Below are 21,796 nucleotides of genomic sequence, written 5' to 3'. Positions count from 1 at the left end.
CCCCCGTTTACTATGGTCGACGTGCTTGTCGAAGATCCGGGTTCCAGAGTGGGAAGTGTGGCTGCGCGGGTGCGCGTGCCGCATGCCCGGGTGTGGGTGGGGGCCGCTGTCGCCGCCGTGCCGATCCTGCTGATCGCCCTGCAGATCGTGGCCGTGGAGCAGGGCTTCGAGGGTCCGCTGGAAAGCGTGTGGCACGACTATGTCGGCACGCCCAAGTCCATGTCGGTGCCGTGGGCCGGGCTGGTGCTCGCCCTCGTCGGTGTCTCGATGCGGCGTCGGATCATCGCGCTCGGCGCGGCCGTCGCCATCGACCTGGTCGGTGCGGGCGGGCGCCTGCTCGCGGGCGATCCGGTGACCGTCGGCAACGGGCCGGTGATCGTGCTCACCGGGCTCGCCGTGCTCGCGTGGCTGCGTTGGCGCGGCGTCGAACGGCGCAATGCGCTGCATGCCGCGGCGTTGGGCGCGTTGCTCATGCTGGCGACCAAGGTCGGCGATGTCTGGCTGCACGTCACGGTGATCACCCGGCCGACGGTGCTCGACGAGTACGTCATGCTCGCCGACCATGCCCTTGGCGACCCGTCGTGGGTGATGGGTCGGGTGCTCGACACCCTCGGTCCCGGGGTCTACGCGGTGCTGCACTGGGTGTACATCGAATTGCCGGTCGCGGCGATCGTCGTCGCGGTGTGGCAGCTGCGTCGGGTGGTCCCCACCGGTCAGTGGCCGAGCCACTATCTGGTGCGGACGTTCTTGGTGCTCGGCCTGCTCGGGCCGGTCATCTATGTGATCTTCCCGGTGGTCGGCCCGATGTTCGCGTTCGGGCCGGACGGTCACGGGCTGCAGGTCGGCAATTTCTGGCCGGGGGTGCTGCCGCCGGTCGACCACAGTCCAGCGCCACTGCCGTTCGATGCCGCAACCCCGCGTAACTGCATGCCGTCCATGCACACGGCGTGGGCGCTGTCGGTGTTCCTGCACACTCGCCGCGACACCAACGGCGACCGTGCCCCGCTCTGGCTGCGCTGGGGCGGCACGTTCTGGCTGCTCGCCACCCTGACCGCGACACTCGGCTTCGGCTACCACTACGGCGTCGACCTGGTCGCGGGCGCGGTGCTCTGTCTGACGGTGGAGTCGGTGCTGCGTGAACCCGAACGCGGCTGGGGTCTGTTCCGCGTCCGGGTGGTCGCCTTCGGCGCGGCAATCCTGACGACGCTGCTGATCTCCTACCGTTACCTCGCGGTCTCGATGGCCGAATACCCGGTGTTGGCAGGCACAGTCGTGCTTGCGCTGCTCGCGGCAATGGCCGCTGCCTTCCACGCCACCTGGTTCGCCCGGCGCCCCGGAGTCGCGGCGAAGGATCAGGCGCTCACCGCGCCGTCCATCGCGTGATCTGTCGGCGAGGCCGGGGACGCAGCACTGTCAGCGCGTGCCGGAGTCAGGGCGCGTCGATGTCGTCGCCGAGCTCGTTGACTCGGAACAAGCCGTCGCGGTGGCGCTGTTCGCGATAGGCGGTGCGGCCGATCAAGTGTGCGATGACCGGTGCGGTGAGCAGGGTGAATAAGCCGACGAGGACGAGCAGCCAGACACTACCGTGGCCGCGCAGTGGGATCGCCGCGCCCTCCAGTACCAGGATCAGCCCGATCACCTGCGGTTTGGTGGCGGCGTGCATGCGCGTCATGGTGTCGGGGAAGCGCACGATCGCGATTGCCGCGGTCAGTGCGAGCACGGCCCCGGACAGGATCAGGACGGCGGAAATCCAGTGCCACAGTGTCATCGGTCGTCCTCGCCGCGCGTCATTGGTCGTCCCTGACCCGGAATCGGGCGACGGCTGCCGAGCCGAGGAACCCGACGAGCGCCAGCGCGACGATCGCGGGGAGCACGGTGGTGTCGTCGCTGTAGGCCGCCCAGACCGCGAGCCCCGAGGCGGCGATCGCCATCAGCGAGTCGATGCCGACGACTCGGTCCAAGGTGCTCGGTCCGGCAAGGACGCGGTAGCTGGTGATCACGGCCGCTGCCGTCAAAAGCACGGCGGCGACAATGGCGACGACGGTCATCTGCTGACCTCCGGTGGTTCGGTGAGATGCCATTCGGCGGGGCGCTCGAACGAGGCGATCAGCAGTCGTTCCAGCCGCCGGGTGGTCCGATAGAATTTGTCGACGGCCGCGTCGCTGCCCACGTCGAGCACGTGTACGAAGACGACGCGGCGTTCCTTCTCGATCTCGAGCACCATGGTTCCCGGAATCAGATTGAGCAGGTCCGCGCACAATGCGAGCACCAGATCGGATTTGATCTCCATGCGCAGTCGCAGCACACCGGAGACCGGTGGCGGTGCGGGCCGGATCGCGAACCAGGCGACCTGGAGGCTGGATTCGAGGGCGTAGTACACGCTCACCACGATGAGTTCGGCCAGCGACAGCGGGTGCAGTCGTCCGGCGACCGGCACCCGGGGTAGCGGCAGTGTCAGCATGATCAGCGCGGCGACGGCAAGCCCGGCCAGCAGATTGGCGACGCTCAGGTCACCCCACAGGGCCATGTAGACGGCGGTCAGCCACACCAGAATGCCGACGCGGACCGCCCGCTCCCGGTTGATCGCCGCGCTACCGAGGCTCATCGGACTGCTCCCGGCGCTGCCATCTGCGAATTGCCGAGCACCGCACGGGTATACACGGTGGGATCGCGCAGATCCGTTGCGGCGCGCTCGGCGATGCCGAGGATGGGCCCGGCCAGCACGGTGAGGCTGAGGCCCACCGCGACAAGCGTGGTCGTCGATAGCACCATCAGCACCGGCATGCGGCCCGGGTCGGTGCGTTCGTCGTAGAGCACGTCGGTCGAATCCTCGATCAGCGTCGGCGGTTTAGCGGCCGTGAGATGGCCCTCCGGAGCCTCCGACCGCGGCCGCCAGAAGGCCTTGCTCCACACCCGCGCGACGACATACAGCGTCAGCAGGCTGGTGACCACCGACCCCGCCACCAGCACCCAGGCCAGCACACTGCCGTCTGCCGCACCCGCCTGCAGCAGCGTGACCTTGCCGATGAACCCCGAGAACGGGGGAATCCCTGCGAGATTGAGCGCCGGGACCAGGAACAGCACGGCAAGCAGTGGACTCGCCGCGGCCAGGCCACCGAGCCTGCGCAGCGTCACCGAACCGGCCTGACGCTCGATCAGACCGACCACCAGGAACAGTGTGGTCTGCACCAGGATGTGGTGCGCCACGTAGAAAACCGCGCCCGTCAGCCCGGCCGTGGTGGCGAGCCCGACGCCGAACACCATGTAGCCGATATGGCTGACCAGCGTGAACGACAGCAGGCGGCGAATATCGTTCTGTGCGATCGCACCGAAAATGCCGACCAGCATGGTGAGCAGACCACAGACCAGCAGCACCGAATCGAAACCACCGTCGGAAAACAGCAGCGTGTGCGTTCGAATGATCGCGTAGACACCGACCTTCGTCAGCAGCCCGGCGAACACCGCGGTCACCGGTGCGGGTGCGGTGGGGTAGGAGTCGGGCAGCCAGTTCGACAGCGGGAAGACCGCCGCCTTGATACCGAACGCCACCAGCAGCACCGCATAGATGGCGGTGCGCGTGCCATGGGGCACCTCTCCCATCCGGATGGCCAGCTGTGCCAGGTTCAGCGTTCCGGTGGCCGCATAGGCCAGCCCGATGCCGGTCAGGAAGATCAGCGACGACAGCATCGAGACCATCACATACGCGACGCCCGCGCGGATCCGGTCCGCGGTCGCGCCGACGGTCAGCAGCACGAACGAGGCGGCCAGCAGGATCTCGAAGCCGACGAACAGATTGAACAGGTCACCGGCGAGGAATGCCGCCGAAACCCCCGCGGTCAGCACCAGATAGGTGGGCCGGTAGATCGAGGTCGGCTGCCGCTCGTCGCCGTCGCGGATGTTCTGGCCCGCACCGTAGAGGGAGACGACGAGCAGCACGATGGACGAGACCAGCAGCATCGCTGCAGAGAGCCGGTCCACCACCAGCGTGATGCCGATCGGCGTTTCCCAGCCGCCGACCTGGACCGCGGTGGTCCCGTCCCGGTCGGCCAGATACAGCAGCAGTCCGCAGATCACGACGACCGACGCCAGCGCGAGCACCATGATCGACCGCTGGATGCGTGGCTTGCGGCCGAACACCAGGGTCGCCGCGGCACCGAGCAACGGGACCAGCACCGGCAGCGGCGCCAGCACGAGCAATAGATCCGGCGACGGGCTCAATGCTCTGGGTCCTCTCGCTCGCGCCGTGCGGCGATGTCGACGTCTTCCCGGTCATTCTGGACATCCTCTGTGGTGGTGAGGCTGTAGGACCGGTAGGCGAGCGCGAGGACGAATGCCGCGAGGCCCATGGTGATCACGATCGCGGTGAGCACCATCGCCTGGGACAAGGGATCGGCCGTCTGTTCGTGCGCGTTATCGGCCGCTTTGTCGGTATCGCCGCGAATTGGTGGCCTGCCGCCGGGGCCGCCGACAGTGAGGATCAGCAGGTTCACCGCGTTGCCGAACAGGATCATGCCGAGCAGCATCTTCGACACGGCACGTTCGAGGATCAGGTACACCCCGCAGGCGACAAGCACCCCGACGAGGACCAGCAGCGTCAGGTTTGCCGTCATGACCACACACCGCCCTTCGCCGAGCCGGTTTTGTCGGATGCCAACTCGTTGTCCAGGCGCGCGCCGAGGCTGCGCAGCACATCGAGGACAAGGCCGACCACGATCAGATAGACGCCGAGATCGAAGAACAAGGCGGTGACCAGCTTGATGTGCCCGAGCACCGGCAGCGTCACCTCCAGGATCGCCGAGGACAGCGGCGGCGCGCCGAGCAGCAGTGAGCCTGCCGCCGTCCCGGCGGCCAGTGCCAGCCCGGCGCCGAGCACGTGGCCCGCGTCGACAGGGAGTGCCTCACCGAGTTCGTACCGGCCGCCCGCGAGATAACGCAGGGTCAGCGCGAGTCCGGCGGTGAGCCCGCCCGCGAAACCGCCGCCGGGCGCATTGTGGCCGGAGAAGAAGAAGTACACCGACAGCACCATGATGGTCGGGAAGACCAGGCGGGTGGTGATCTGCAGGACCATGGATCGGTCCCGCCGCGCGACGAGCCGGCCCGCGGGCAACCAGCTCACCAGGTCCGGGTCGTAGTTCGGTGCGTCGGCGGCGCGCGGCGCGGTGCCGAAACGCCTGCTGCGGAACACCAGTGAGGCCACCCCGGTCGCGGCGACGACGAGTACCGAGATCTCGCCGAGGGTGTCCCACGCGCGGATATCCACGAGTAGGACGTTGACCGCGTTCTTGCCGCCGCCGAATGTGTAGGCGGCGTCGGGGATCAGGTGCCAGATCGGTTCGGTGCTGCGGGCCGCGGTGGCGAAGGCTGCGAGCGTCGCGACTGTGGCGCCGACCCCGGTGGCGAGCACCGCCCTGCGCATCTTGAAGGCGGCCGTGCGGCTGTCCTCGATCTCGGCGGGGAAGGCGCGCAACACCAGCACGAAGATCACCAATGTGAGTGTCTCGACGAGGAATTGGGTGAGCGCGAGATCCGGAGCGCCGTGCAGCGCGAAGATCACGCCACACCCGTAGCCGGTGACGCCGACGACCAGGACGCTGGCCAACCGGTTGCGCAGCAGCGTTGCGGCCAGCGCCATCGCGGCCATGATCGCCCCGATGGCCAGTTGCAACGGTGAATCCCATAGGCGCAGTTCGACTCCCGTGCGAGTGCCGCTCGCCAGTAACACCGTCGGCAGGATGATCAGCGTGCCGAGAATGGTCGCCTGGCTCAACGGCAGCGAACCGCGCTGCACGGCGCCGGTCATCCGTAGCGACAGTCGATCCATCGCCGCAAGGGTGGCGTCGTAGGCACGGTCGGCATTGCCGAGCTTGGGGCGCGGGGATTCGCCGATGCGGGCGCGCAGCCGGAACAGCGCGACGCCTACCGCGATGATCAGGATGGTCAGCGCGAGTGGTTCATTGAATCCGTGCCACAGCGCCAGATGCGAATCGAGCGTCCCCGGCAGGGTTTTCGCGTACGGACTCAGCAGCTCGTCGAGCCAGGGTGCGGCGACTCCCGCGGCCAGGCTCGCCACCGCCAGCACCGCGGGAGCTGTAAGGAACAACGCACCCGGCGCATGCCAGTGATCCTCCGCCACACCATGCGTGCCCTGATCCTGCCTGCCCCGCCACTCGCTGTCGTTCGTGCCGGCCGAGCGCCCCGACTTGTCCGCGAACGCACCCCACACGAAGCGAATGCTGTAGCCGACCGTCAGCATCGACCCGAGCACCACGCCGGCGGCGACGGTGGCCTTGGCGGGCGCGGCGAGCGTATCGGTGTCCAGGATGGCGGCCAGCGCGCTTTCCTTGCCGACGAAGCCGAGCAGCGGCGGGATCCCGGCCATGCTGAGCGCGGCCAGCATCGCGACTGCGCACAGCACGGGTGCGCGGCGGCCGAGACCGGAGAGTCGCCGTAGATCCCGCGTGCCTGCCCCGTGGTCGATGATGCCGACCACCATGAATAGACAGCCCTTGAAGAACGCGTGCGCGACGATGAGCGTCACACCGGCCAGCGCCGCGTCCGGAGTACCGAGGCCGACCATCAGGATCAGGAAGCCGAGCTGGCTCACCGTGCCGAATGCCAGCACCAATTTAAGGTCGTGCACCTGGATCGACCGCAACCCGGCCAGCAGCATCGACGCCACCCCGAGGGTCAGGATCACCGGGTGCCACGGCGGGCTGCTCGCGAACACCGGCGCCAGCCGAGCCACCAGGTATACGCCCGCTTTCACCATGGCGGCGGCGTGCAGGTACGCGCTGACCGGAGTCGGCGCGGCCATCGCACCGGGCAGCCAGAAGTGCAGCGGCACGATCGCAGACTTGCTCAACGCCCCGACGAGCAGCAGCACCACGGCGACATTCGCCGCGGTGCCCGCCGGCGGGTCCGCCCGCGTCAGCAGGTCCGACAGCAGGTAACTGCCGCTGGCCTCGCCGAGGATGGTGATGCCGACGAGCATCGCGAGTCCGCCCGCGCCGGTCACCAGCAGCGCCTGGATCGCCGCCCTTCGGCTGACCGCCTGCTCGGCGTTGTGCCCGACGAGCAGAAACGACAACACCGTGGTTGTTTCCCAGAATACGAAGAGCAGCAGCATGTTGTCGCTGGTGACCAGACCGAACATGGCCCCGGCAAAGCCGACCATCTCGGCCGCGAACACACCGAGCCGCGGCTGATCGTCCTCGAAATATCCGGCGCAGTAGATCAGGATCAGCGTGCCGATGCCGAGGACCAGCGCCGACATGACGGCGGCGAGCGAATCGAAACGCAGATCGATGTTCATATCGATGCTCGGCGCCCACTCGACCCGAACCTGCTGTGTGCTATCCCAATTCGCAATCACCCAGCCGAGGCCGCCCAACGGGACCAGAGCAAGGACATAGAACGCATTGCGGCCCAACACCCGCACGCACAGCGGTGCCGCGAGCGCGGCCATGGCATGCGCGAGCAGGATTACGAGCAAACTGCACTCCGTCGGGTCGGGGCGGCGGCGTGATGCGGGTAAATCCTACGCGGAGCGCGTGTTTTCAGCGGCTGGAGCCGGTATGGCGTCGGCCATGTCGGAGCGGATCGGCTATATGTCCGCTAATGTTTCGCCCTCGGCGGGTTTGTCCGATTGCGGCCGGCCGCGCGGCCGGAAGAAGTACAGCACGGCAATTCCGACGGCCGAACAGGCCACGATCGCGAGTGCAGTGCCCCCCGGTGTCGACGCCTTGGTCGCGCCGTCGGGCCGGAGTTCGACCGCTGTGATGATCGATGGCAGGTAGAGGGCCGCGATCGCGAGCACGCCGCTCGGCGCGTAGCGAGGGCGTGCCGTGCCACAGCAGTAGCCTGTCGTCAATGCGAGGCCGGCGCTGCCCGCTGCGTCCACGACGTTGATATCGCTGCTCCCGTTGTATATGGCGAAAACGGCGAGTCCGGCGATCATCGTGATCGCGATGAACGCCGACGGCAGTCGGGTCCCGATGAACAGCCCAACGGCGGTAATTACCAGTAGCGCAAGCACGCCCCAGCCCGGCCGTGCGGCGTAGCCGAGGGCAGTGAAGACCGGAACCAGACTCACCGCCAGGTACACGCCGACGCCATCGCGCCCCGGCAGCAGCATCGCGGCGGCCATTGCGGCGAGCGCAGTCGCGGTGACCGCGAGTCCGATATCGACCGCATGACTGACGTTGGGCGCGTCCTGATACTGGCGGTTCAACCATTCGGTGACCATGAGGACGACAAGGGCCAGCACCATGGCCGCGAGAATCGGCGTCACCGGAAGTTCCACGGCCAGCCGCGGTGACCGCTCGGCCATCGGCCGCGACCGGTTGTGGTAGGTGCTGAGCAACAGCAACCCCACCGCCGCCGCGATCAGCCACCGTGGCGGTGTTTCCAGAACCTCGAGCGGATCCTGCGCGGTGATGTTCAGTAAGTCGGCCAGGTTGCCGGCGACGAAGGAGCCCGCGCCACCCAGCGCGAATCCGATCGCTGGACCCGGCCTGCGCAGCACTGCCGCGCCGAGTGCGCCGAGCAGGATGCCGGCGCACACCGAGTCCAGATAGTTCTGTGTGGTCAGCATGTCGGGCGAGGAAACGTGGCGTCCGGCAAAGTGATTGACGAACATGCCGAGCGCGCCGCCGAGCGCCGTCGCCCACGCCGCCACCGGACGGGTGAAGGTGGTCACCAGCACGGCGACGGCGACCGCGACGATCACCCCGATCGCGGCGCCGCGCGGCACGCTGTTGATGAGGCTGGTCAGTCGATACTGCGTGCTCTGGCCCGTCCAGGTGAAGGTGATCGGCAGCAGTAGCGACACACCGGCGACCGCGGCCCCCAGGAAAGCCGTGGTCGTGTCGACCGCATTGCCGATCCTTCGCACGATGCGAACATACCTGTGCGCGACGGTTGACCTTGTGATTACTGGAACATTGCCCGGTCAGGTGCAACTTAGGGAAAGTCCAGTAAAGCCTGGATTACGGCGAGTTTGCCTCGGTGGCTGTGAACGGCTAACCGCGGGTGTCGGCGTAGCGACGTAGCGACTCGACCTGATCGGGATCGAGCGAGGGCCGCACCACCGCCCGTGCCGCCGCGACGTCCTCGGCCGTGACGTCGGCGGCGTCCATATCCCGCCGCATGGCTGTCAGCGCGGCCTCACGCAGCAGGGCCGCGCAATCCGCAGCGGAGTACCCGTCCAGGTCGGCAGCGAGTGCGGCGAGGTCGACGTCGTCGGCCAGCGGCACCGACCGGCCCGCGGTGCGCAGAATCTCCAGCCTGGCGTCGGCGTCCGGCGGCGGCACGAACACCAGGCGCTCCAGCCTGCCCGGGCGCAGCAGTGCGGGATCGATCAGCTCCGGGCGGTTCGTCGCGCCGAGCACCACCACATCGCGCAGTGGCTCCACACCGTCGAGTTCGGTCAGCAGCGCGGCGACCACCCGGTCGCCGACGCCGGAGTCGCCGCTCTGACCGCGTCGTGGCGCGAGTGCGTCCACCTCGTCGAGGAAGATCAGCGAGGGCGCGGAATCGCGTGCGCGCTGGAACAGTTCGCGCACCGCTCGCTCGGAGGCCCCGACCCATTTGTCCATCAGCTCAGCACCCTTCACCGCGTGCACGCTGAGCTGGCCGGTGCCCGCCAGCGCGCGAACCAGGAAAGTCTTGCCGCAGCCGGGCGGACCATAGAGCAAAAGCCCGCGCGGCGGATGGATGCCCAAGCGGGCGAAGGAATCCGGGTGGCGCAGCGGCCAGAGCACGGTCTCGGTGAGCGCCTGCTTGGTCTCGACCATATCGCCGACGTCGTCGAGACCGAGGCTGCCGATCGCGAGTTCGTCGACGCCGGAACGCGAAAGTGGCCGGATCACCTCCAGTGCGCCGAGCAGATCGGCCTGGGCCAGCACCGGGTCCGAATGTTGTTTGCTCGCACGGGATGCCGCGCGCAGCGCCGCCTCCCGGCACAGGGCCGCCAGATCCGACACCACGAATCCGGGTGTCCGCGCGGCGATGTCGTCCAGCTTCAGTTCGTCGGTCGGCACCTTGCGCAGCAACTGCTCCAGCAGTGCCTTGCGCACCGCGGCCGTCGGCAGCGCGAGGGCGAGTTCGCGATCGCACAGATCGGGAGCGCGCAGCCGTGGGTCGATATCGGCGGGATGTGCGGTGGTCGCGAGGAACGCGACGGAGGGCTCGGCGATCGCCGCCCGCAACTGGTCGAGGATGAGGGTGGCGACCGGTTCGGCCTGCGCAGGCAGCAGTGCGTCGATATCGGTGATGAGCAGGATCCCGCCCCGACCGGAGCCGGTCTCGGCGACCGCGGCGGCGACCTCACGCAACCGGGTGCCGCTCTCGGCGGCCCCGACGGTCGGGCCATCCAGCTCGATGATGCGCCGCGGCGCGGTCACCGAACGAGCCAGGGTGGCCTTGCCGACACCGGCGGGGCCGGTGATCAGCACGCCGAGATGCGGTGTGGCACCCAGGGTTTTGAGCAACTCCGGTTCGTCGAGCGCGAGGCTGAGCCACTCGTCGAGTTTCGCGGCCTGGCTGTGCACACCTGCCAGCTCCTCGACGGGGATCGCGGCGCGACCGCTCCCGGTGACCCAGCCCGTTACCTCACCGTTCGTCGCAGCCATGGCCGCCAGCTCGCCTGCTGCGGCTGCTGCCTGCGATTGCGCGCCCACCGGGATCGGTGCCCCGGCCGCCGCGCGGTCGGCGGCCTCGCGTGCGGCGACCACGCCCGCACCCCAGAAGACGGCGGTGTTCGGCTGCACACTCACCGGGCCGCGTCCGGGATCGATGGCGGTCACCGTGAGCAGCTCGGTGGTCCACGCGATACCGAACGTGCGGGAAAGCGCCTGGGTGGCAGCCGAAGAACTGATGTCGGGGCCCAGATCGCGCGGCAGCAGCGAGACCGCGTCACCGACGGTCACGACCTTGCCGAGCAGCGCCTGTCGCAGGGTCGCCGCCGGAATGGTCCTGGTGGCGTGCACCGACCCGCTGACCGAGACCTGTTTTGCGCCGTACACCGTCGCGGGGGCGACGACCACGGTCGCGTCCTCGCGCAGCCCCGCATTCGACAGTGTGACGTCGTCGAGCAGCGCAACTCCCGTCGGTGTATCCGCGGGCGCCACCCCGACGACGGCCGCGGTTCGCCGCGACCCGACCATCGAGATGCCGTCCCACTCACGCAGCCCGAGCGCGGTCAGCGCCTCCGGGTGTAGCCGCACCACGCCGCGGCGGGCATCGGCGGCGGACGGGTTCAAGCGAGCGGTGAGAGCCAGTTCTGCCACTGTGCCATTCTGCCCGGGTGCGGGCGTGTTCGCCGAAAAAACACCGTCGTGGGCGACTCGTCCTGCTATTCGCAGCTCGCAAACGTAATTGTGAATGTTTTCACGGAACCGGATGTGGCCGGGTTTCGTCGTCGGCGGCATCGTGGCCGCGCACCAGTGGTCGCCCGCCGACCTACTCGGTTCCAGCCGTTGCCGCAGCAATCAATGAACGGCGGCGATCCACGCTGTCGCGTACATATCCATTTCACTGTTCGCAATGACTATTACGTGGTTCGCCACGCACTGGCGTGATGCGACAACTCCATTTCAGTTATGTTCCGGCGAACCAACTATTTCGGTGGAGAACAACCCGGGGAGTCGGTCGACATCAGCGCTAATCCCTTGTGTGCCAGTCACTTGCGGACGCTGTAACGTCGCCGACGGTCGATCCGATCGGACGGCCGTCTTTTGGAGGGGATTCAAAGAATGAAGTTCGGAAAGTTCAGCGCGACCGCATTTCTGGCCATCGCGGCGGTGGGAATCACTGCGGGCGCCGCGAACGCGCAACCGGTGGCCGTCGAGCAGGCAGTGTCCACTTCGGGCATCGAGCAGGGAATCGGCTACAACACAGCGCTTTCCCGTGATGCAAAGGTTGTGACCACCACGCTCGACGCGGGCAAATTCGCCCTCAGCGGTAACGGCGCAGCGGTGGCGGTACAGGGCGAGAACGGCGCGGTCGTCGCCGAGGTGCCGCTGACGTTCGAGGTCGCCGGGCACGCCATTCCGGTCGCCTACAAGATCGACGACAGCGGCCGAAGCCTCACACTCACACCGGAAGTGAGCCCGAAGGATATCGCCGATCTGAAGGACATCAGCTCCTTCGACAACTTCGTGCAGCAAGCGAGCCAGAACATTGTCGGCATGATTCTCGGCGGCATGCTCGGCGGGTTCATCGGTGGCCTGCTCGGCTTCGGCATCTTCAGCCTCATCACCGGGCCGACCGGGATCGTCGTCGGCGCGCTCGCGGGCGGTGCGGCCATGGGCGGTCAGCCGTTCATCGATGCTCTGACGGCGCTCGCCACCGGCCAGCCCTGAGCAGTGACGGTATGAAAAAACGCGCGTGCGCAGCCGGTAGGCTGCGCACGCGCGCTGTCTCAGCGAGACACTGTCCTACCTGACGATCCCGGCGGCAGTGGCGACCGGGGTATCGGCATTGCTCGGCGCGAGGCAGACCAGCTTCGCGGTACCGAGCGCGACGTTCGGGCTGCCTGCGAAGGAGCTGTTCGGGTTCTCCGCCAGTATCTGCTCGATCAGCGCCTTCTCCGCCACGCTGTCGAGCCCTTTGAATTCACCACAGGTCGTGCGCGACGCCGGGCCGAGCGACGGGTCGACCGTCTTGGCGGGGGTTGTCGCAGCGCCGCCACCGGTGGTCGGCGGGTTGCCGGTGCCGGTGGTCGGCGGGTTGCCGGTCGGCTGGGGTACCGACGAACTGGTGCCGGTCGTGCCCTTGCGCAGACCGTTGGCCTCGGCGGATTCATCCGATCCGCCGCAGCCTGCCAGCAGCAGAACCACCGCCCCTGCGGCGAGGGCGATGGCGGAAGTTCGCTTCATCACGTGCATTTCCCGGTGACTAGAGGCGCCGGAGCCTCCGGCGCGTTCGGTGCAGCGTACCGGGTGCGATCGGGTCGTCGTCAGGGGAGGCTCCGCAGCGGTTCGGGCGCCGGGTCTGGCTCCGGCGCTGTCGCTCCACTGTGCGGTGGGCGACATATGATCGCCCAATCGATCACTGAACGTCAGTGAATATGCTCCTGCCAATCGGCGGGAACACGCCCGTGCGGGCCCGGTACCGGCTGGTCGGCCGGGTGACTGGTCGGCGCGGCCAGCTCCGGTCCGCCGCTGTACATCTCCTCGGTGCGGAAGTCCCAGAACCAATCCTCGCCCGGCTCGAAGCTCTGGATGAACGGGTGACTGGTTTCCTCGGCGTGCTTGGACGCATGCTGCGCGGGCGAGGTGTCACAACAGCCGACGTGGCCGCATTGGGCACAGCGGCGCAGATGCACCCACCAGCCCTGTGCCGCTTCGCATTCGACGCAGCCGGTTCCGCTCGGTGCGACGCTCGGGTCGATCCCTTCCAGGTCTTGCTGCGTCATCGTTGTCCTCCTGCATTGGATTCCGGTTCGCCTCGATTGTCGTCGGCCGAGTTCGCTTCGGCCGGGTTTTCCTCGGCGCGGTGCAGCGGCAGCCAGACGGTGAAGCGCGTATTGCCCGGCTCCGAATCGAGCTGGATATCGCCGTTGTGTTTATTCACCACGATCCGGAAGGAGATGTCCAGGCCGAGGCCGGTGCCCTCGCCGACCGGTTTGGTGGTGAAGAACGGTTCGAAGATTCGGCTACGCACCTCGGCGGGTACGCCGGGACCGGTGTCGCCGATTTCGACGACGGCACAGTCGTTTTCGTGCCTGGTCCGAATCGTCAGGGTGCCCTGGCCGTTCATTGCGTACACCGCGTTGTCGATCAGGTTGGTCCACACCTGATTCAATTCCGCTGCATAGCAAGGCACCTGCGGCAAAGTGCGGTCGTACTCCTTGACCACCTGCACCCCGTCGCCGATCTTGCGACTGAGCATGACCAGCGTGCTGTCGAGCAGTTCGTGGATGTCGATCACCTGGAACGGCGCCCGGTCCATCTGCGAATACTGTTTGGCCGCACCCACAAGCGAGGAGATTCGCGTGGTCGAGTCGGCGATCTCGTTCATCAGCAGCTCGGTCTCGATGGTGTAGTTCAGCCACCGGATCGCGCCCTGGAACACCTGGTCGGGGCAGTCGTCGAGAGTGGCGGCCACGCGCTCGAGCCAATCGACGTCGAAGCCTGCCTGGACGAAATTCGGCGCGAGATTCCAGGCGTCGCCGATGCCGTGGTCCTCGAGCCATTCGCCGAGCAGGTCCTCGCGATCGGCGGCTTCCATCGGCGTCAACTCCGGCGCCTTGGCGACCTGCGCCGCCGCCTCCTCCTGCAGGCGCACCAGCGAAACGAGCGATTCCGTGTCGAACTTGCCTTCGGCCATCATCGCCAGCTTGTGCCGCATCCCGGCGATCCGTTCCCGCAGCCCCGAGGTAGCGCGGACCGCGGCGGCGGCGGGGTTGTTCAGCTCATGGGTCAGGCCCGCCGACAGCGACCCGAGCGCGAGCAGCCGCTCCCGCTGGGCGATGCGTTCGTTGGAGTTGCGGTTGCCGAAGAACGCGCCCTCCAGCATGTGCACCGCCATGGGGAACCACTCGTGCATCATCCTGGCGAAGGCGCCGGCGTCGAGCACGAAGAACCGCGACGGCCGCGGCACGGACATCGAGCCGTTGTAGGTCTGGTCGACCTTGTCGCCCATGTAGGCCATCCAGGCGCCCGCATATGCGCCCTTGTGATCGGTGCGGACCATTTCGATCTCGGTGCCGCTGGAGAGCTTGGTGAGGACCACCTCGCCGTCCATCAGTACATAGAAGCAGGTCGCCGGATCGCCCTCACGGAAAACCAAACCGGGTTCGATGGTTTCCACCCGCCCGTCCGCGCACAGCCATTCGAGCTGTTGGTCGTCGAGCTTCTCGAAGAGAAAAAGCTTGCGCAATTCCGCGGGATCGCAAACCAGGCGGCTGCTGCGCGCGGCGGTATCTTTCGAATTCATGTCAGCCTCCTGATTACGCGAGATACCGGTGCACGAGCATGACGGCCATAGCACCCTCACCGACTGCCGAAGCCACGCGTTTGGCCGAGTCGGCATGCACATCACCGGCCACGAAGACGCCGGGCACACTTGTTTCCAAGTGGTGTGGGGGCCGCGGTAATTCCCAACCGGCCGGTCTGGCGCCGTCGACGAGCAGATCGGGTCCGGCCAGCACGTATCCGGCCTGATCCCGTTTGATGACTCCGCTGAGCCAGTCGGTCTGCGGCGCCGCGCCGATGAACAGGAACAGTCGCTCGGCCTCGGCCTTCTCCTCGACGCCGGTTTCGTTATTGCGCAGCACGATCTGCTGCAAGTGGTCGTCGCCGTCTGCGGAGATCACCTCGGTGCGAGTGTGCACCTTGATGTTCGGTATCTGCCCGATCTGCTGGATCAGATAGTGCGACATGGACTTGTCCAGCGAGTCCGCGCGGATGACCAGGTGCACGGTGCGGGCGTTGCGGGACAGGAAGACCGCGGCCTGGCCCGCCGAATTCGCCCCGCCGACGATGTAGACGTCGTGATCGGAGCATTCGGATGCCTCGGTCATCGCCGAGCCGTAGTAGACACCGCGCCCGGTGAAGTTGTCGACGCCGGGAGCGGTGTGGCGGCGATAGTCGACGCCGGTCGCGATGATCACCGTGTGCGCGCAGAGCCGTCCGCCGTCGGCGAACCGCACGGTGCGCGCGGACCCGTTCACCTCGAGACCGACCACCTCGCGGGTGGTGATCACCTCGGCGCCGAACTTGGCCGCCTGCCGCCGGGCCCGATCCGCGAGCTGCGATCCGGACACACCATCCGGGAAACCGAGATAGTTCTCGATGCGCGAACTCTGTCCGGCCTGGCCGCCGGTTGCCGTGCGCTCGACGAGCACCGTGCGCAGGCCCTCGGAGGCGCCGTAGACCGCCGCGCCCAGACCCGCGGGACCACCACCGACCACGATGAGGTCATAGAAGTCGCCGGTCGGATTCGTGCTCAGCCCGACACTCTGGGCCAACTCGCCGTCGCTCGGCTGCACCAGCGTCTGCCCGGCTTCGGTGATGACGACGGGACATCGCTCCGGATCGGCGCCCGCCGCCTCCAGCAGCCGCGCGCCTTCGGGCTCGTCGGCGATATACCAGCGGTAGGGCAGTTGGTTGCGGGCGAGGAACTCGCGTACCTCCGACGACCGTGGCGACCAGCGGTTGCCGACCACCTTGGTCTCGGTCACCGGCCGCTGCTCGCTGCTGCGCCAGGCCTCCAACAGCCCGTCGAGCACCGGATACAGCTTCTCCTCCGGCGGATCCCACGGCTTGAGCAGATAGTGGTCGAGATCGACGACATTGATCGCGTCGATCGCGGCGCTGGTGTCGGCGTAGGCGGTCAGCAGCACGCGGCGGGCGTAGGGGTGCAGGTCCATCGCCTGCTCGAGGAATTCGATGCCGTCCATGCCCGGCATCCGGTAGTCGGCGATCAGTACCGCGACCGGCTGGCCGCGCAGTTTCATCTCACGAAGCGCGTCGAGCGCGGTGGCGCCCGATTCCGCGCGCAGAATCCGGTACTCGGCGCCATAGCGGCGGCGCAGGTCGCGCACGACCGCGCGGGAGACCCCTGGGTCGTCGTCGACGCTGAGGATGGCCGGCTTCGTAGCAGCGGGTGAAGTCACCTAACGAGTATGGATCCTCGCCGGGTCTGCTGTCGTCGGCGTTTGCCCGCCATCACACCCGGTGCTTGCGCACCATGTCGAGTTCGCCCGGTGTGAGCAGGCGCTCGAGCAGTTCTTCCTGAGCAATCATGCGGGCTGCGAGCGAGGAGGGCGAGCCACGAGCCGCGGATCCATCGGAGGATTCGACAGCGGGTAGCAGCGGAAGCTGTTCCACGTGCCGACGGTGTAAAAGCGAGCGCAGTTTCACGGCCGATCACCTCACGCTGGACGGAAAAGTTGGTGGCAGTGTCTGATGCTTCGTCTATCCGTGATTGTGCGCTGGCCATTACACGGGCAGGTGAACAAATCTCGAAAACGTGATGTGTTTGTCTTCCAACTGCCGCCGATTCGGCGGCTGCCTCGCCTGCGCTCGGCCCGGCGCGGTTATCGACGGACTTCGTCCGACTGTGCATATGCGGCTGCCTCGCCTGCGCTCGGCCCGGCGCGATATCGACGGACTTCGTCCGACTGTGCACATTAAGATGCGAGATAATCGTCAAATCGTGCTAGCCGGACCGAAATAGGTCCGGTCGCCGCAGTTCTCCCGGAGGCAGTGTTGCCGAAAAACCTCGAAGTCACGATCGACATCGCCGCACCCCCGGAACAGGTGTGGGCCGTTATCGGCGACCTGAAGCGGATGCCGGAGTTCAGCCCGCAGTGCGTCAGGATGCTCGCGCTCGGCACGCCGAAGGCGGGCACCTGGACGTTCAACCTCAATACTGACGGCAAGAAGTACTGGCCGACCACCGCGCGGATCGTGCGCTATGAACCCAACCAGGCCTTCGCGTTCCGGATCAACGAGAACCGCAGCATCTGGAGCTACACGCTGGAGCCGACCGCGACCGGCACCAGGCTGATCGAACGCCGCGATGTCCCCAACGGCACCACCTGGTTCTCCCGCAAGGCCATCAACGCCGCGCTCGGTGGCGAGCAGCCGTTCGAAGAGGAACTCGTACGCGGCATGAACGAGACGCTCGGCAAGATCAAGACAGCGGTCGAGGCGCAGGCGTAGTTTTTCGTCGTATGCGACGAAACACGCGCTTTACGGCGGCTATTGCGGCTGCGGCGGGGACGGCTGTGCTGCTGTCCGGTTGTGGTAAATCCGATTCGGGACCCGACCGCGAGGTCACCGTGGTCGGGTCCGGTCAGGTGCGCGGTGCCCCGGACACCCTGAATGCGGATCTCGGGGTGGAGGTGAACGCCGACAACGTGTCCGCGGCGATCAACGGTGCCAACGACAAGGCCAAGGCGATGTCCGACGCCATGGTGGCCGTGGGTCTGGCCCGCGAGGACGTGCGCACCACCGAGATCTCCATCCAACCGCAATACGCCAGCAGCCCGAACGGCGGCAATCAGGCCATCATCGGCTACCGGGCGACCAACTCCGTGCACATTGTGGTCCGTGACTTGTCGAAGGCCTCAGCGATCCTGGACAGCGGGGTCAAGGCGGGCGGCAACGAAACTCGACTGCGCGGTGTCTCTTTCGCACTCGATGACGATTCGCGATTGCTCGCCGACGCGCGCTCGCGTGCCTTCGCCGACGCGAAGTCGCGGGCCGAGCAGTACGCGGTGCTTGCCGGGTTGAAACTGACGGACGTCATCACCATCAACGAGGCAAGCAGCCGCGACGACAACCCGAAGGCCCTGCGCGACGGGGCGCCGGAGTCCTTCGCCTTGGAGCCGGGCACCCAGACGGTGACTTTCACGGTGAAAGTCACCTGGGGCCTCGGCTGAATTACCCGGTGGCTACTGCCATTTCGGCAGTGTGACCACCTGGGCGGCGTAGGAAAGCCCCGCGCCGAAGGCGATGAGCAGCGCGGTATCGCCCGGCTTCGACTCACCAGTGCGCAGCAGTGCCTCCATGGCAAGCGGAATCGAGGCGGCCGACGTATTGCCGGTCTCCTCGATGTCGTTGGCCAGCGCGCAGTGTTCCGGCAGTTTCAGCACGCGGGCCATGATCTCGATGATCCGGCCGTTGGCCTGGTGCGGAATCATCGCGTCCAGATCGTCGGTGGACAGCCCCGCCCGATCGATGGCGTCGCGGCAGACCTTCTCCAAGGAATGCGCCGCCCAGCGGAACACCGCGGTGCCTTCCATCGCCATGTAGGGGCGGACCGCGTCGAGCCCCTTCTCCTCGATCTCGGCGAAGAACTCCATCCAGTCCTTGTCCTGCCGGATCGCGTGATGCTGGGTGCCGTCCGAACCCCACACCGTCGGGCCGATCCCGACGGTGTCCGACGGCCCGACCACTACGGCGCCCGCACCGTCGGCGAACAGGAATGCGGTGGAGCGGTCGGTCGGATTGACGGTGTTGGTCAGCTTCTCGACACCGATCACCAGCACGTGGTTCGCGGTGCCGCCGCGCACCAGATCCGAAGCGAGCGCCAGCCCGTGACAGAAGCCTGCGCAACCGGCGGAGACGTCGAAGGCCGCCGCGCCGTTCATGCCGAGCTCGGTGGCGATGCGCGGCGCGGCCGCCGGGGTGAGCAGCAGATGGGTGGACGTAGCAACGATCACGCAGTCGACATGGTCGATCTCGACCCCTGCGGATTCGAGCGCGTCGCGGGCGGCCGCGACGCTCATGCTCTGGATCGTTTCCGTTTCCGAAGCGAACCGTCGGGTCTTGATGCCCGACCTGGTCCTGATCCACTCGTCGCTCGAGTCGATCGGACCCGCCACCTCATCGTTCGTGACGATCCGGGCGGGGCGGTATACGCCGAGCCCGAGGATCGCCGTGTGCTCTGCCCCGGTGTACTGGGCGATTCGAGCAGCCATTATGCGTCTCCTATGTACCTGCGGCCTCGCCGTCGGGTTGTACCCCGAAGCATGTAAATGAGTCCCTCATCGGTCAACTACCTACGTGCCCGTAGACATGAGGCCCCCTCATATTAGCCCTAGGATCGCTGCGCGCCAGTGCGTATTCTCACATTCCGCGGGTATACCCTCTGAGCACGCCTTTTGCTGTTGGCGGCAGGCCCCAACTAGTGATTCGAGGACAACATGCTGGGACTCGGGATTATCGGCTGGATCATCATCGGCGGACTCGCCGGCTGGATCGCCAGCAAGATCATGAAGACGGATGCTCAGCAGGGCATCCTCCTCAACATCGTGGTCGGAATCGTCGGAGGTCTACTCGGTGGATTCCTGCTGAAGCTGCTCGGCGTCGACGTCGAGGGTGGCGGCCTCTGGTTCAGCTTCTTCACTTGCCTGGGCGGTGCGGCCATTCTGTTGTTCTTGGTGAAGCTGTTCACCGGCCGTCGAGCCTGATACCGGCAACACCTGCCACAGGCTCCTATGCTCGATAGTGCCTCGCCTTCGCTGGGCCCGGTGTGGGCTGTGGCCGGACGATGTCCGGCTACGTCGATTAGGGTGTGATCGCTTGCGCTCGACCTATTGTTGAGGGGCGCATTCCATCTGTATCGAGCACGAAAGAGGAGCCTGTGGCACGCCGCCCCACCCCGCCCGGCACGCCCGAAACCACCGGAGTCGGCCATGTCGTCGATCTGGTTCGGGCCGCGATTCCCCCGCTGCACCCCGCCGGCCTGCCGTTTGTGGCCGCGCCGTTAGCGGTGGCGGTCCTCGGTGGGCGTCGCAAATGGGTGCGCCGGAGCGGACTATTCGCCGCGGCGGCCTGCGCCACCTTCTTCCGGCATCCGAACCGGGTACCGCCGAATCGGGCGGGCGTCGTCGTCGCACCCGCCGACGGTGAGGTCGCGCTCGTCGACACCGCTTCTCCGCCACCGGAGTTGGGCCTCGGCGACCAGCCGCTGCCCCGGGTGAGCATCTTCCTCTCGGTGCTCGACGTGCACGTGCAGCGCACGCCGATCTCCGGCATCGTGCGCGCCGTTTCGCATCAGCCCGGCCAGTTCCGCTCGGCCGATCTGCCCGAGGCCAGCTCGGTGAACGAGCGCAACAGCATGGTCTTGGAGACCCCCGACGGCCAGCAGGTCGTCGTGGTCCAGATCGCCGGGCTGCTCGCCCGCCGCATCGTCTGTGACGCGAAGGTCGGTGACGTGCTGACCATCGGCGATACCTACGGGCTGATCCGCTTCGGCTCGCGCGTCGACACCTACTTCCCGGCGGGCACCGAGCTACTTGTCGAGCCGGGACAGCGCACCATCGGGGCCGAAACCGTCCTGGCGGTGTTGGGCTCATCATCCGCCGAGTCATGATGGAGCACGCCGTGTCCAAGCCCCGGCGTAGCCGCTCGATCCGGCTGCTGCCGAGCATTGTGACGATCCTGGCGCTGTGTGCCGGATTGTCCGCGGTGAAATTCGCCCTGGACGGCAAGCTCAACATCTCGCTCGCAATGGTCGGCGCCGCGGCGGTGCTCGATACTCTCGACGGTCGGCTGGCGCGCATGCTCGACGCCACCAGCAAGATGGGCGCGGAGCTCGATTCGCTGTCGGACGCCATCTCGTTCGGCGTCGCGCCCGCCCTTGTGCTGTACATCGCGCTACTGGACAGCAATAGCGCAGGCTGGATCGTCGCGCTGATGTACGCGGTGAGCATCGTGCTGAGGCTGGCCCGGTTCAACACCCTGATGGACGACGACACCCGCCCGGATTGGTCGCGCGAATACTTCGTCGGCGTGCCCGCGCCTGCGGGCGCGCTCATCGCGTTGGTGCCGATCGCGTTGTTCGTGCAGTTCGGTGACGGCTGGTGGGTCGGCTTCTACGAGGTCGCGCTGTGGACCCTGTGCGCCGCCGCGCTGTCGGTCAGCACCATCCCCACGCTGGCAATGAAGTCGGTGTCGGTGGCACCGCAGGCCGCCGCGGGCCTGCTCGTGTTGGTCGCGGTCGCCGCGGCGGCGCTGGTCACCTACCCGATTGTGCTGCTGCTGGTGTTGGTCGCGCTGTACCTCGGTCATATCCCGTTCGCCTGGCACTCGCAGCGCTGGGTCGCCGCGCGACCGGAGACCTGGGAGCACAAGCCGGCCGAGCGCCGTGCTCAGCGGCGTGCTCAACGGCGCATGCCCGCGATCCGCCGCCCGGCCATCCGCGTGTCCAGCGCTCGCTTACGCCTGCGCAGGCCGGGCGGCAGGCAGCGGCAAGACGACGTGTCACGCTGATCGTTACGGCGGTCCGCAGGTTTCCGACAAGGATTCCTCGAGCCTCGGCGCGCAGGCTGCCGAGG

Annotated in this window: 21 protein-coding genes; 7 read left to right on the top strand and 14 right to left on the bottom strand. The window is 67.2% G+C overall.

The genetic code is table 11. The features are described 5' to 3' along the window. The first annotated feature begins 90 nt into the window (after positions 1–90). Positions 91–1,383 (top strand): DUF5933 domain-containing protein, encoded by a 1,293-nt coding sequence (locus OHA42_RS01850; RefSeq protein WP_406238995.1) that lies wholly within the window; start codon positions 91–93, stop codon positions 1,381–1,383. A gap of 46 nt (positions 1,384–1,429) precedes the next feature. On the opposite strand, the gene mnhG is transcribed toward OHA42_RS01850, so the two are convergent. The 8 genes from mnhG to OHA42_RS01810 all read right to left on the bottom strand — a co-directional run bounded on the left by mnhG (position 1,430) and on the right by OHA42_RS01810 (position 11,288). Further along, positions 1,430–1,768 (bottom strand): monovalent cation/H(+) antiporter subunit G, encoded by a 339-nt coding sequence (mnhG, locus tag OHA42_RS01845; protein WP_406234001.1) that lies wholly within the window; start codon positions 1,766–1,768, stop codon positions 1,430–1,432. A gap of 19 nt (positions 1,769–1,787) precedes the next feature. Next, positions 1,788–2,048 carry a monovalent cation/H+ antiporter complex subunit F gene (locus OHA42_RS01840; RefSeq protein ID WP_406233999.1) on the bottom strand — a complete coding sequence of 87 codons (261 nt, stop codon included), beginning with the start codon at positions 2,046–2,048 and terminating at the stop codon, positions 1,788–1,790. Beyond that, complete coding sequence (locus OHA42_RS01835; protein WP_406238993.1) at positions 2,045–2,584, bottom strand: Na+/H+ antiporter subunit E; 540 nt, start codon at positions 2,582–2,584, stop codon at positions 2,045–2,047. The genes OHA42_RS01840 and OHA42_RS01835 overlap by 4 nt, the downstream gene beginning before the upstream one ends. 17 nt (positions 2,585–2,601) lie before the next feature. Further along, complete coding sequence (locus OHA42_RS01830) at positions 2,602–4,218, bottom strand: Na+/H+ antiporter subunit D (protein WP_406233997.1); 1,617 nt, start codon at positions 4,216–4,218, stop codon at positions 2,602–2,604. Then, the gene (locus tag OHA42_RS01825; protein ID WP_406233995.1) at positions 4,215–4,610 is read right to left on the bottom strand and encodes a Na(+)/H(+) antiporter subunit C; all 396 of its coding nucleotides are present in this window, start codon (positions 4,608–4,610) and stop codon (positions 4,215–4,217) included. The genes OHA42_RS01830 and OHA42_RS01825 overlap by 4 nt, the downstream gene beginning before the upstream one ends. Continuing rightward, complete coding sequence (locus tag OHA42_RS01820; protein WP_406233994.1) at positions 4,607–7,492, bottom strand: Na+/H+ antiporter subunit A; 2,886 nt, start codon at positions 7,490–7,492, stop codon at positions 4,607–4,609. The genes OHA42_RS01825 and OHA42_RS01820 overlap by 4 nt, the downstream gene beginning before the upstream one ends. 111 nt (positions 7,493–7,603) lie before the next feature. After that, positions 7,604–8,893 carry a hypothetical protein gene (locus tag OHA42_RS01815; RefSeq protein WP_406233992.1) on the bottom strand — a complete coding sequence of 430 codons (1,290 nt, stop codon included), beginning with the start codon at positions 8,891–8,893 and terminating at the stop codon, positions 7,604–7,606. Between the two features lie 127 nt (positions 8,894–9,020). Further along, positions 9,021–11,288: an AAA family ATPase gene (locus tag OHA42_RS01810; protein ID WP_406233990.1), complete on the bottom strand. Its 2,268-nt coding sequence runs from the start codon at positions 11,286–11,288 to the stop codon at positions 9,021–9,023. A 465-nt stretch (positions 11,289–11,753) separates the two neighbouring features. On the opposite strand from OHA42_RS01810, the gene OHA42_RS01805 reads away from it, so the two are divergent. Then, positions 11,754–12,362: a hypothetical protein gene (locus tag OHA42_RS01805; protein ID WP_328406823.1), complete on the top strand. Its 609-nt coding sequence runs from the start codon at positions 11,754–11,756 to the stop codon at positions 12,360–12,362. A gap of 75 nt (positions 12,363–12,437) precedes the next feature. Here OHA42_RS01805 and OHA42_RS01800 read toward each other — a convergent pair whose 3' ends face one another. From OHA42_RS01800 to OHA42_RS01780, 5 genes are all read right to left on the bottom strand, one after another. Continuing rightward, positions 12,438–12,878, bottom strand: a complete 441-nt coding sequence (locus OHA42_RS01800) for a hypothetical protein (RefSeq protein ID WP_406233988.1) — start codon at positions 12,876–12,878, stop codon at positions 12,438–12,440. Between the two features lie 182 nt (positions 12,879–13,060). Beyond that, entirely contained in the window at positions 13,061–13,417 is a 357-nt protein-coding gene (locus OHA42_RS01795) for a UBP-type zinc finger domain-containing protein (protein WP_406233987.1), read from the bottom strand. After that, entirely contained in the window at positions 13,414–14,940 is a 1,527-nt protein-coding gene (locus OHA42_RS01790) for an ATP-binding protein (RefSeq protein ID WP_406233985.1), read from the bottom strand. Before OHA42_RS01790 ends, OHA42_RS01795 begins: the two co-directional genes overlap by 4 nt. 13 nt (positions 14,941–14,953) lie before the next feature. Then, positions 14,954–16,621: an FAD-dependent oxidoreductase gene (locus OHA42_RS01785; protein WP_406233983.1), complete on the bottom strand. Its 1,668-nt coding sequence runs from the start codon at positions 16,619–16,621 to the stop codon at positions 14,954–14,956. Between the two features lie 52 nt (positions 16,622–16,673). Next, entirely contained in the window at positions 16,674–16,835 is a 162-nt protein-coding gene (locus tag OHA42_RS01780; RefSeq protein ID WP_406233981.1) for a hypothetical protein, read from the bottom strand. 381 nt (positions 16,836–17,216) lie between these two features. Between OHA42_RS01780 and OHA42_RS01775 the strand changes: the two genes are divergently transcribed. Next, positions 17,217–17,672: an SRPBCC family protein gene (locus OHA42_RS01775; protein ID WP_406233979.1), complete on the top strand. Its 456-nt coding sequence runs from the start codon at positions 17,217–17,219 to the stop codon at positions 17,670–17,672. A gap of 11 nt (positions 17,673–17,683) precedes the next feature. Continuing rightward, a complete protein-coding gene (locus OHA42_RS01770; protein WP_406233978.1) occupies positions 17,684–18,394 on the top strand; it encodes an SIMPL domain-containing protein in 711 nt (236 codons plus the stop codon). A 12-nt stretch (positions 18,395–18,406) separates the two neighbouring features. On the opposite strand, the gene OHA42_RS01765 is transcribed toward OHA42_RS01770, so the two are convergent. Continuing rightward, entirely contained in the window at positions 18,407–19,435 is a 1,029-nt protein-coding gene (locus OHA42_RS01765; RefSeq protein ID WP_328406816.1) for a beta-ketoacyl-ACP synthase III, read from the bottom strand. A gap of 225 nt (positions 19,436–19,660) precedes the next feature. Between OHA42_RS01765 and OHA42_RS01760 the strand changes: the two genes are divergently transcribed. The 3 genes from OHA42_RS01760 to OHA42_RS01750 all read left to right on the top strand — a co-directional run bounded on the left by OHA42_RS01760 (position 19,661) and on the right by OHA42_RS01750 (position 21,731). Further along, positions 19,661–19,927 (top strand): GlsB/YeaQ/YmgE family stress response membrane protein, encoded by a 267-nt coding sequence (locus tag OHA42_RS01760; RefSeq protein WP_406233976.1) that lies wholly within the window; start codon positions 19,661–19,663, stop codon positions 19,925–19,927. 173 nt (positions 19,928–20,100) lie between these two features. Continuing rightward, positions 20,101–20,832 (top strand): phosphatidylserine decarboxylase, encoded by a 732-nt coding sequence (locus tag OHA42_RS01755; protein WP_406233975.1) that lies wholly within the window; start codon positions 20,101–20,103, stop codon positions 20,830–20,832. Then, positions 20,832–21,731 (top strand): CDP-alcohol phosphatidyltransferase family protein, encoded by a 900-nt coding sequence (locus tag OHA42_RS01750; RefSeq protein WP_406238991.1) that lies wholly within the window; start codon positions 20,832–20,834, stop codon positions 21,729–21,731. Before OHA42_RS01755 ends, OHA42_RS01750 begins: the two co-directional genes overlap by 1 nt. The last annotated feature ends 65 nt before the right edge of the window (positions 21,732–21,796 follow it).

The organism is Nocardia sp. NBC_01009, assembly GCF_045208035.1.
GTDB lineage: Bacteria > Actinomycetota > Actinomycetes > Mycobacteriales > Mycobacteriaceae > Nocardia.
The sequence above is the reverse complement of the archived record's forward strand: the minus strand, read 5'-3'. Positions and strand labels throughout refer to the sequence as shown.

What these genes read in the sequence shown, in the direction of transcription:
- mnhG (WP_406234001.1), bottom strand. Translation starts at nt 1,768, where the DNA reads ATGACACTGTGGCACTGGATTTCCGCCGTCCTGATCCTGTCCGGGGCC.
- OHA42_RS01840 (WP_406233999.1), bottom strand. Translation starts at nt 2,048, where the DNA reads ATGACCGTCGTCGCCATTGTCGCCGCCGTGCTTTTGACGGCAGCGGCC.
- OHA42_RS01825 (WP_406233995.1), bottom strand. Translation starts at nt 4,610, where the DNA reads ATGACGGCAAACCTGACGCTGCTGGTCCTCGTCGGGGTGCTTGTCGCC.
- OHA42_RS01805 (WP_328406823.1), top strand. Translation starts at nt 11,754, where the DNA reads ATGAAGTTCGGAAAGTTCAGCGCGACCGCATTTCTGGCCATCGCGGCG.
- OHA42_RS01800 (WP_406233988.1), bottom strand. Translation starts at nt 12,878, where the DNA reads ATGAAGCGAACTTCCGCCATCGCCCTCGCCGCAGGGGCGGTGGTTCTG.
- OHA42_RS01795 (WP_406233987.1), bottom strand. Translation starts at nt 13,417, where the DNA reads ATGACGCAGCAAGACCTGGAAGGGATCGACCCGAGCGTCGCACCGAGC.
- OHA42_RS01790 (WP_406233985.1), bottom strand. Translation starts at nt 14,940, where the DNA reads ATGAATTCGAAAGATACCGCCGCGCGCAGCAGCCGCCTGGTTTGCGAT.
- OHA42_RS01770 (WP_406233978.1), top strand. Translation starts at nt 17,684, where the DNA reads ATGCGACGAAACACGCGCTTTACGGCGGCTATTGCGGCTGCGGCGGGG.
- OHA42_RS01765 (WP_328406816.1), bottom strand. Translation starts at nt 19,435, where the DNA reads ATGGCTGCTCGAATCGCCCAGTACACCGGGGCAGAGCACACGGCGATC.
- OHA42_RS01760 (WP_406233976.1), top strand. Translation starts at nt 19,661, where the DNA reads ATGCTGGGACTCGGGATTATCGGCTGGATCATCATCGGCGGACTCGCC.
- OHA42_RS01750 (WP_406238991.1), top strand. Translation starts at nt 20,832, where the DNA reads ATGGAGCACGCCGTGTCCAAGCCCCGGCGTAGCCGCTCGATCCGGCTG.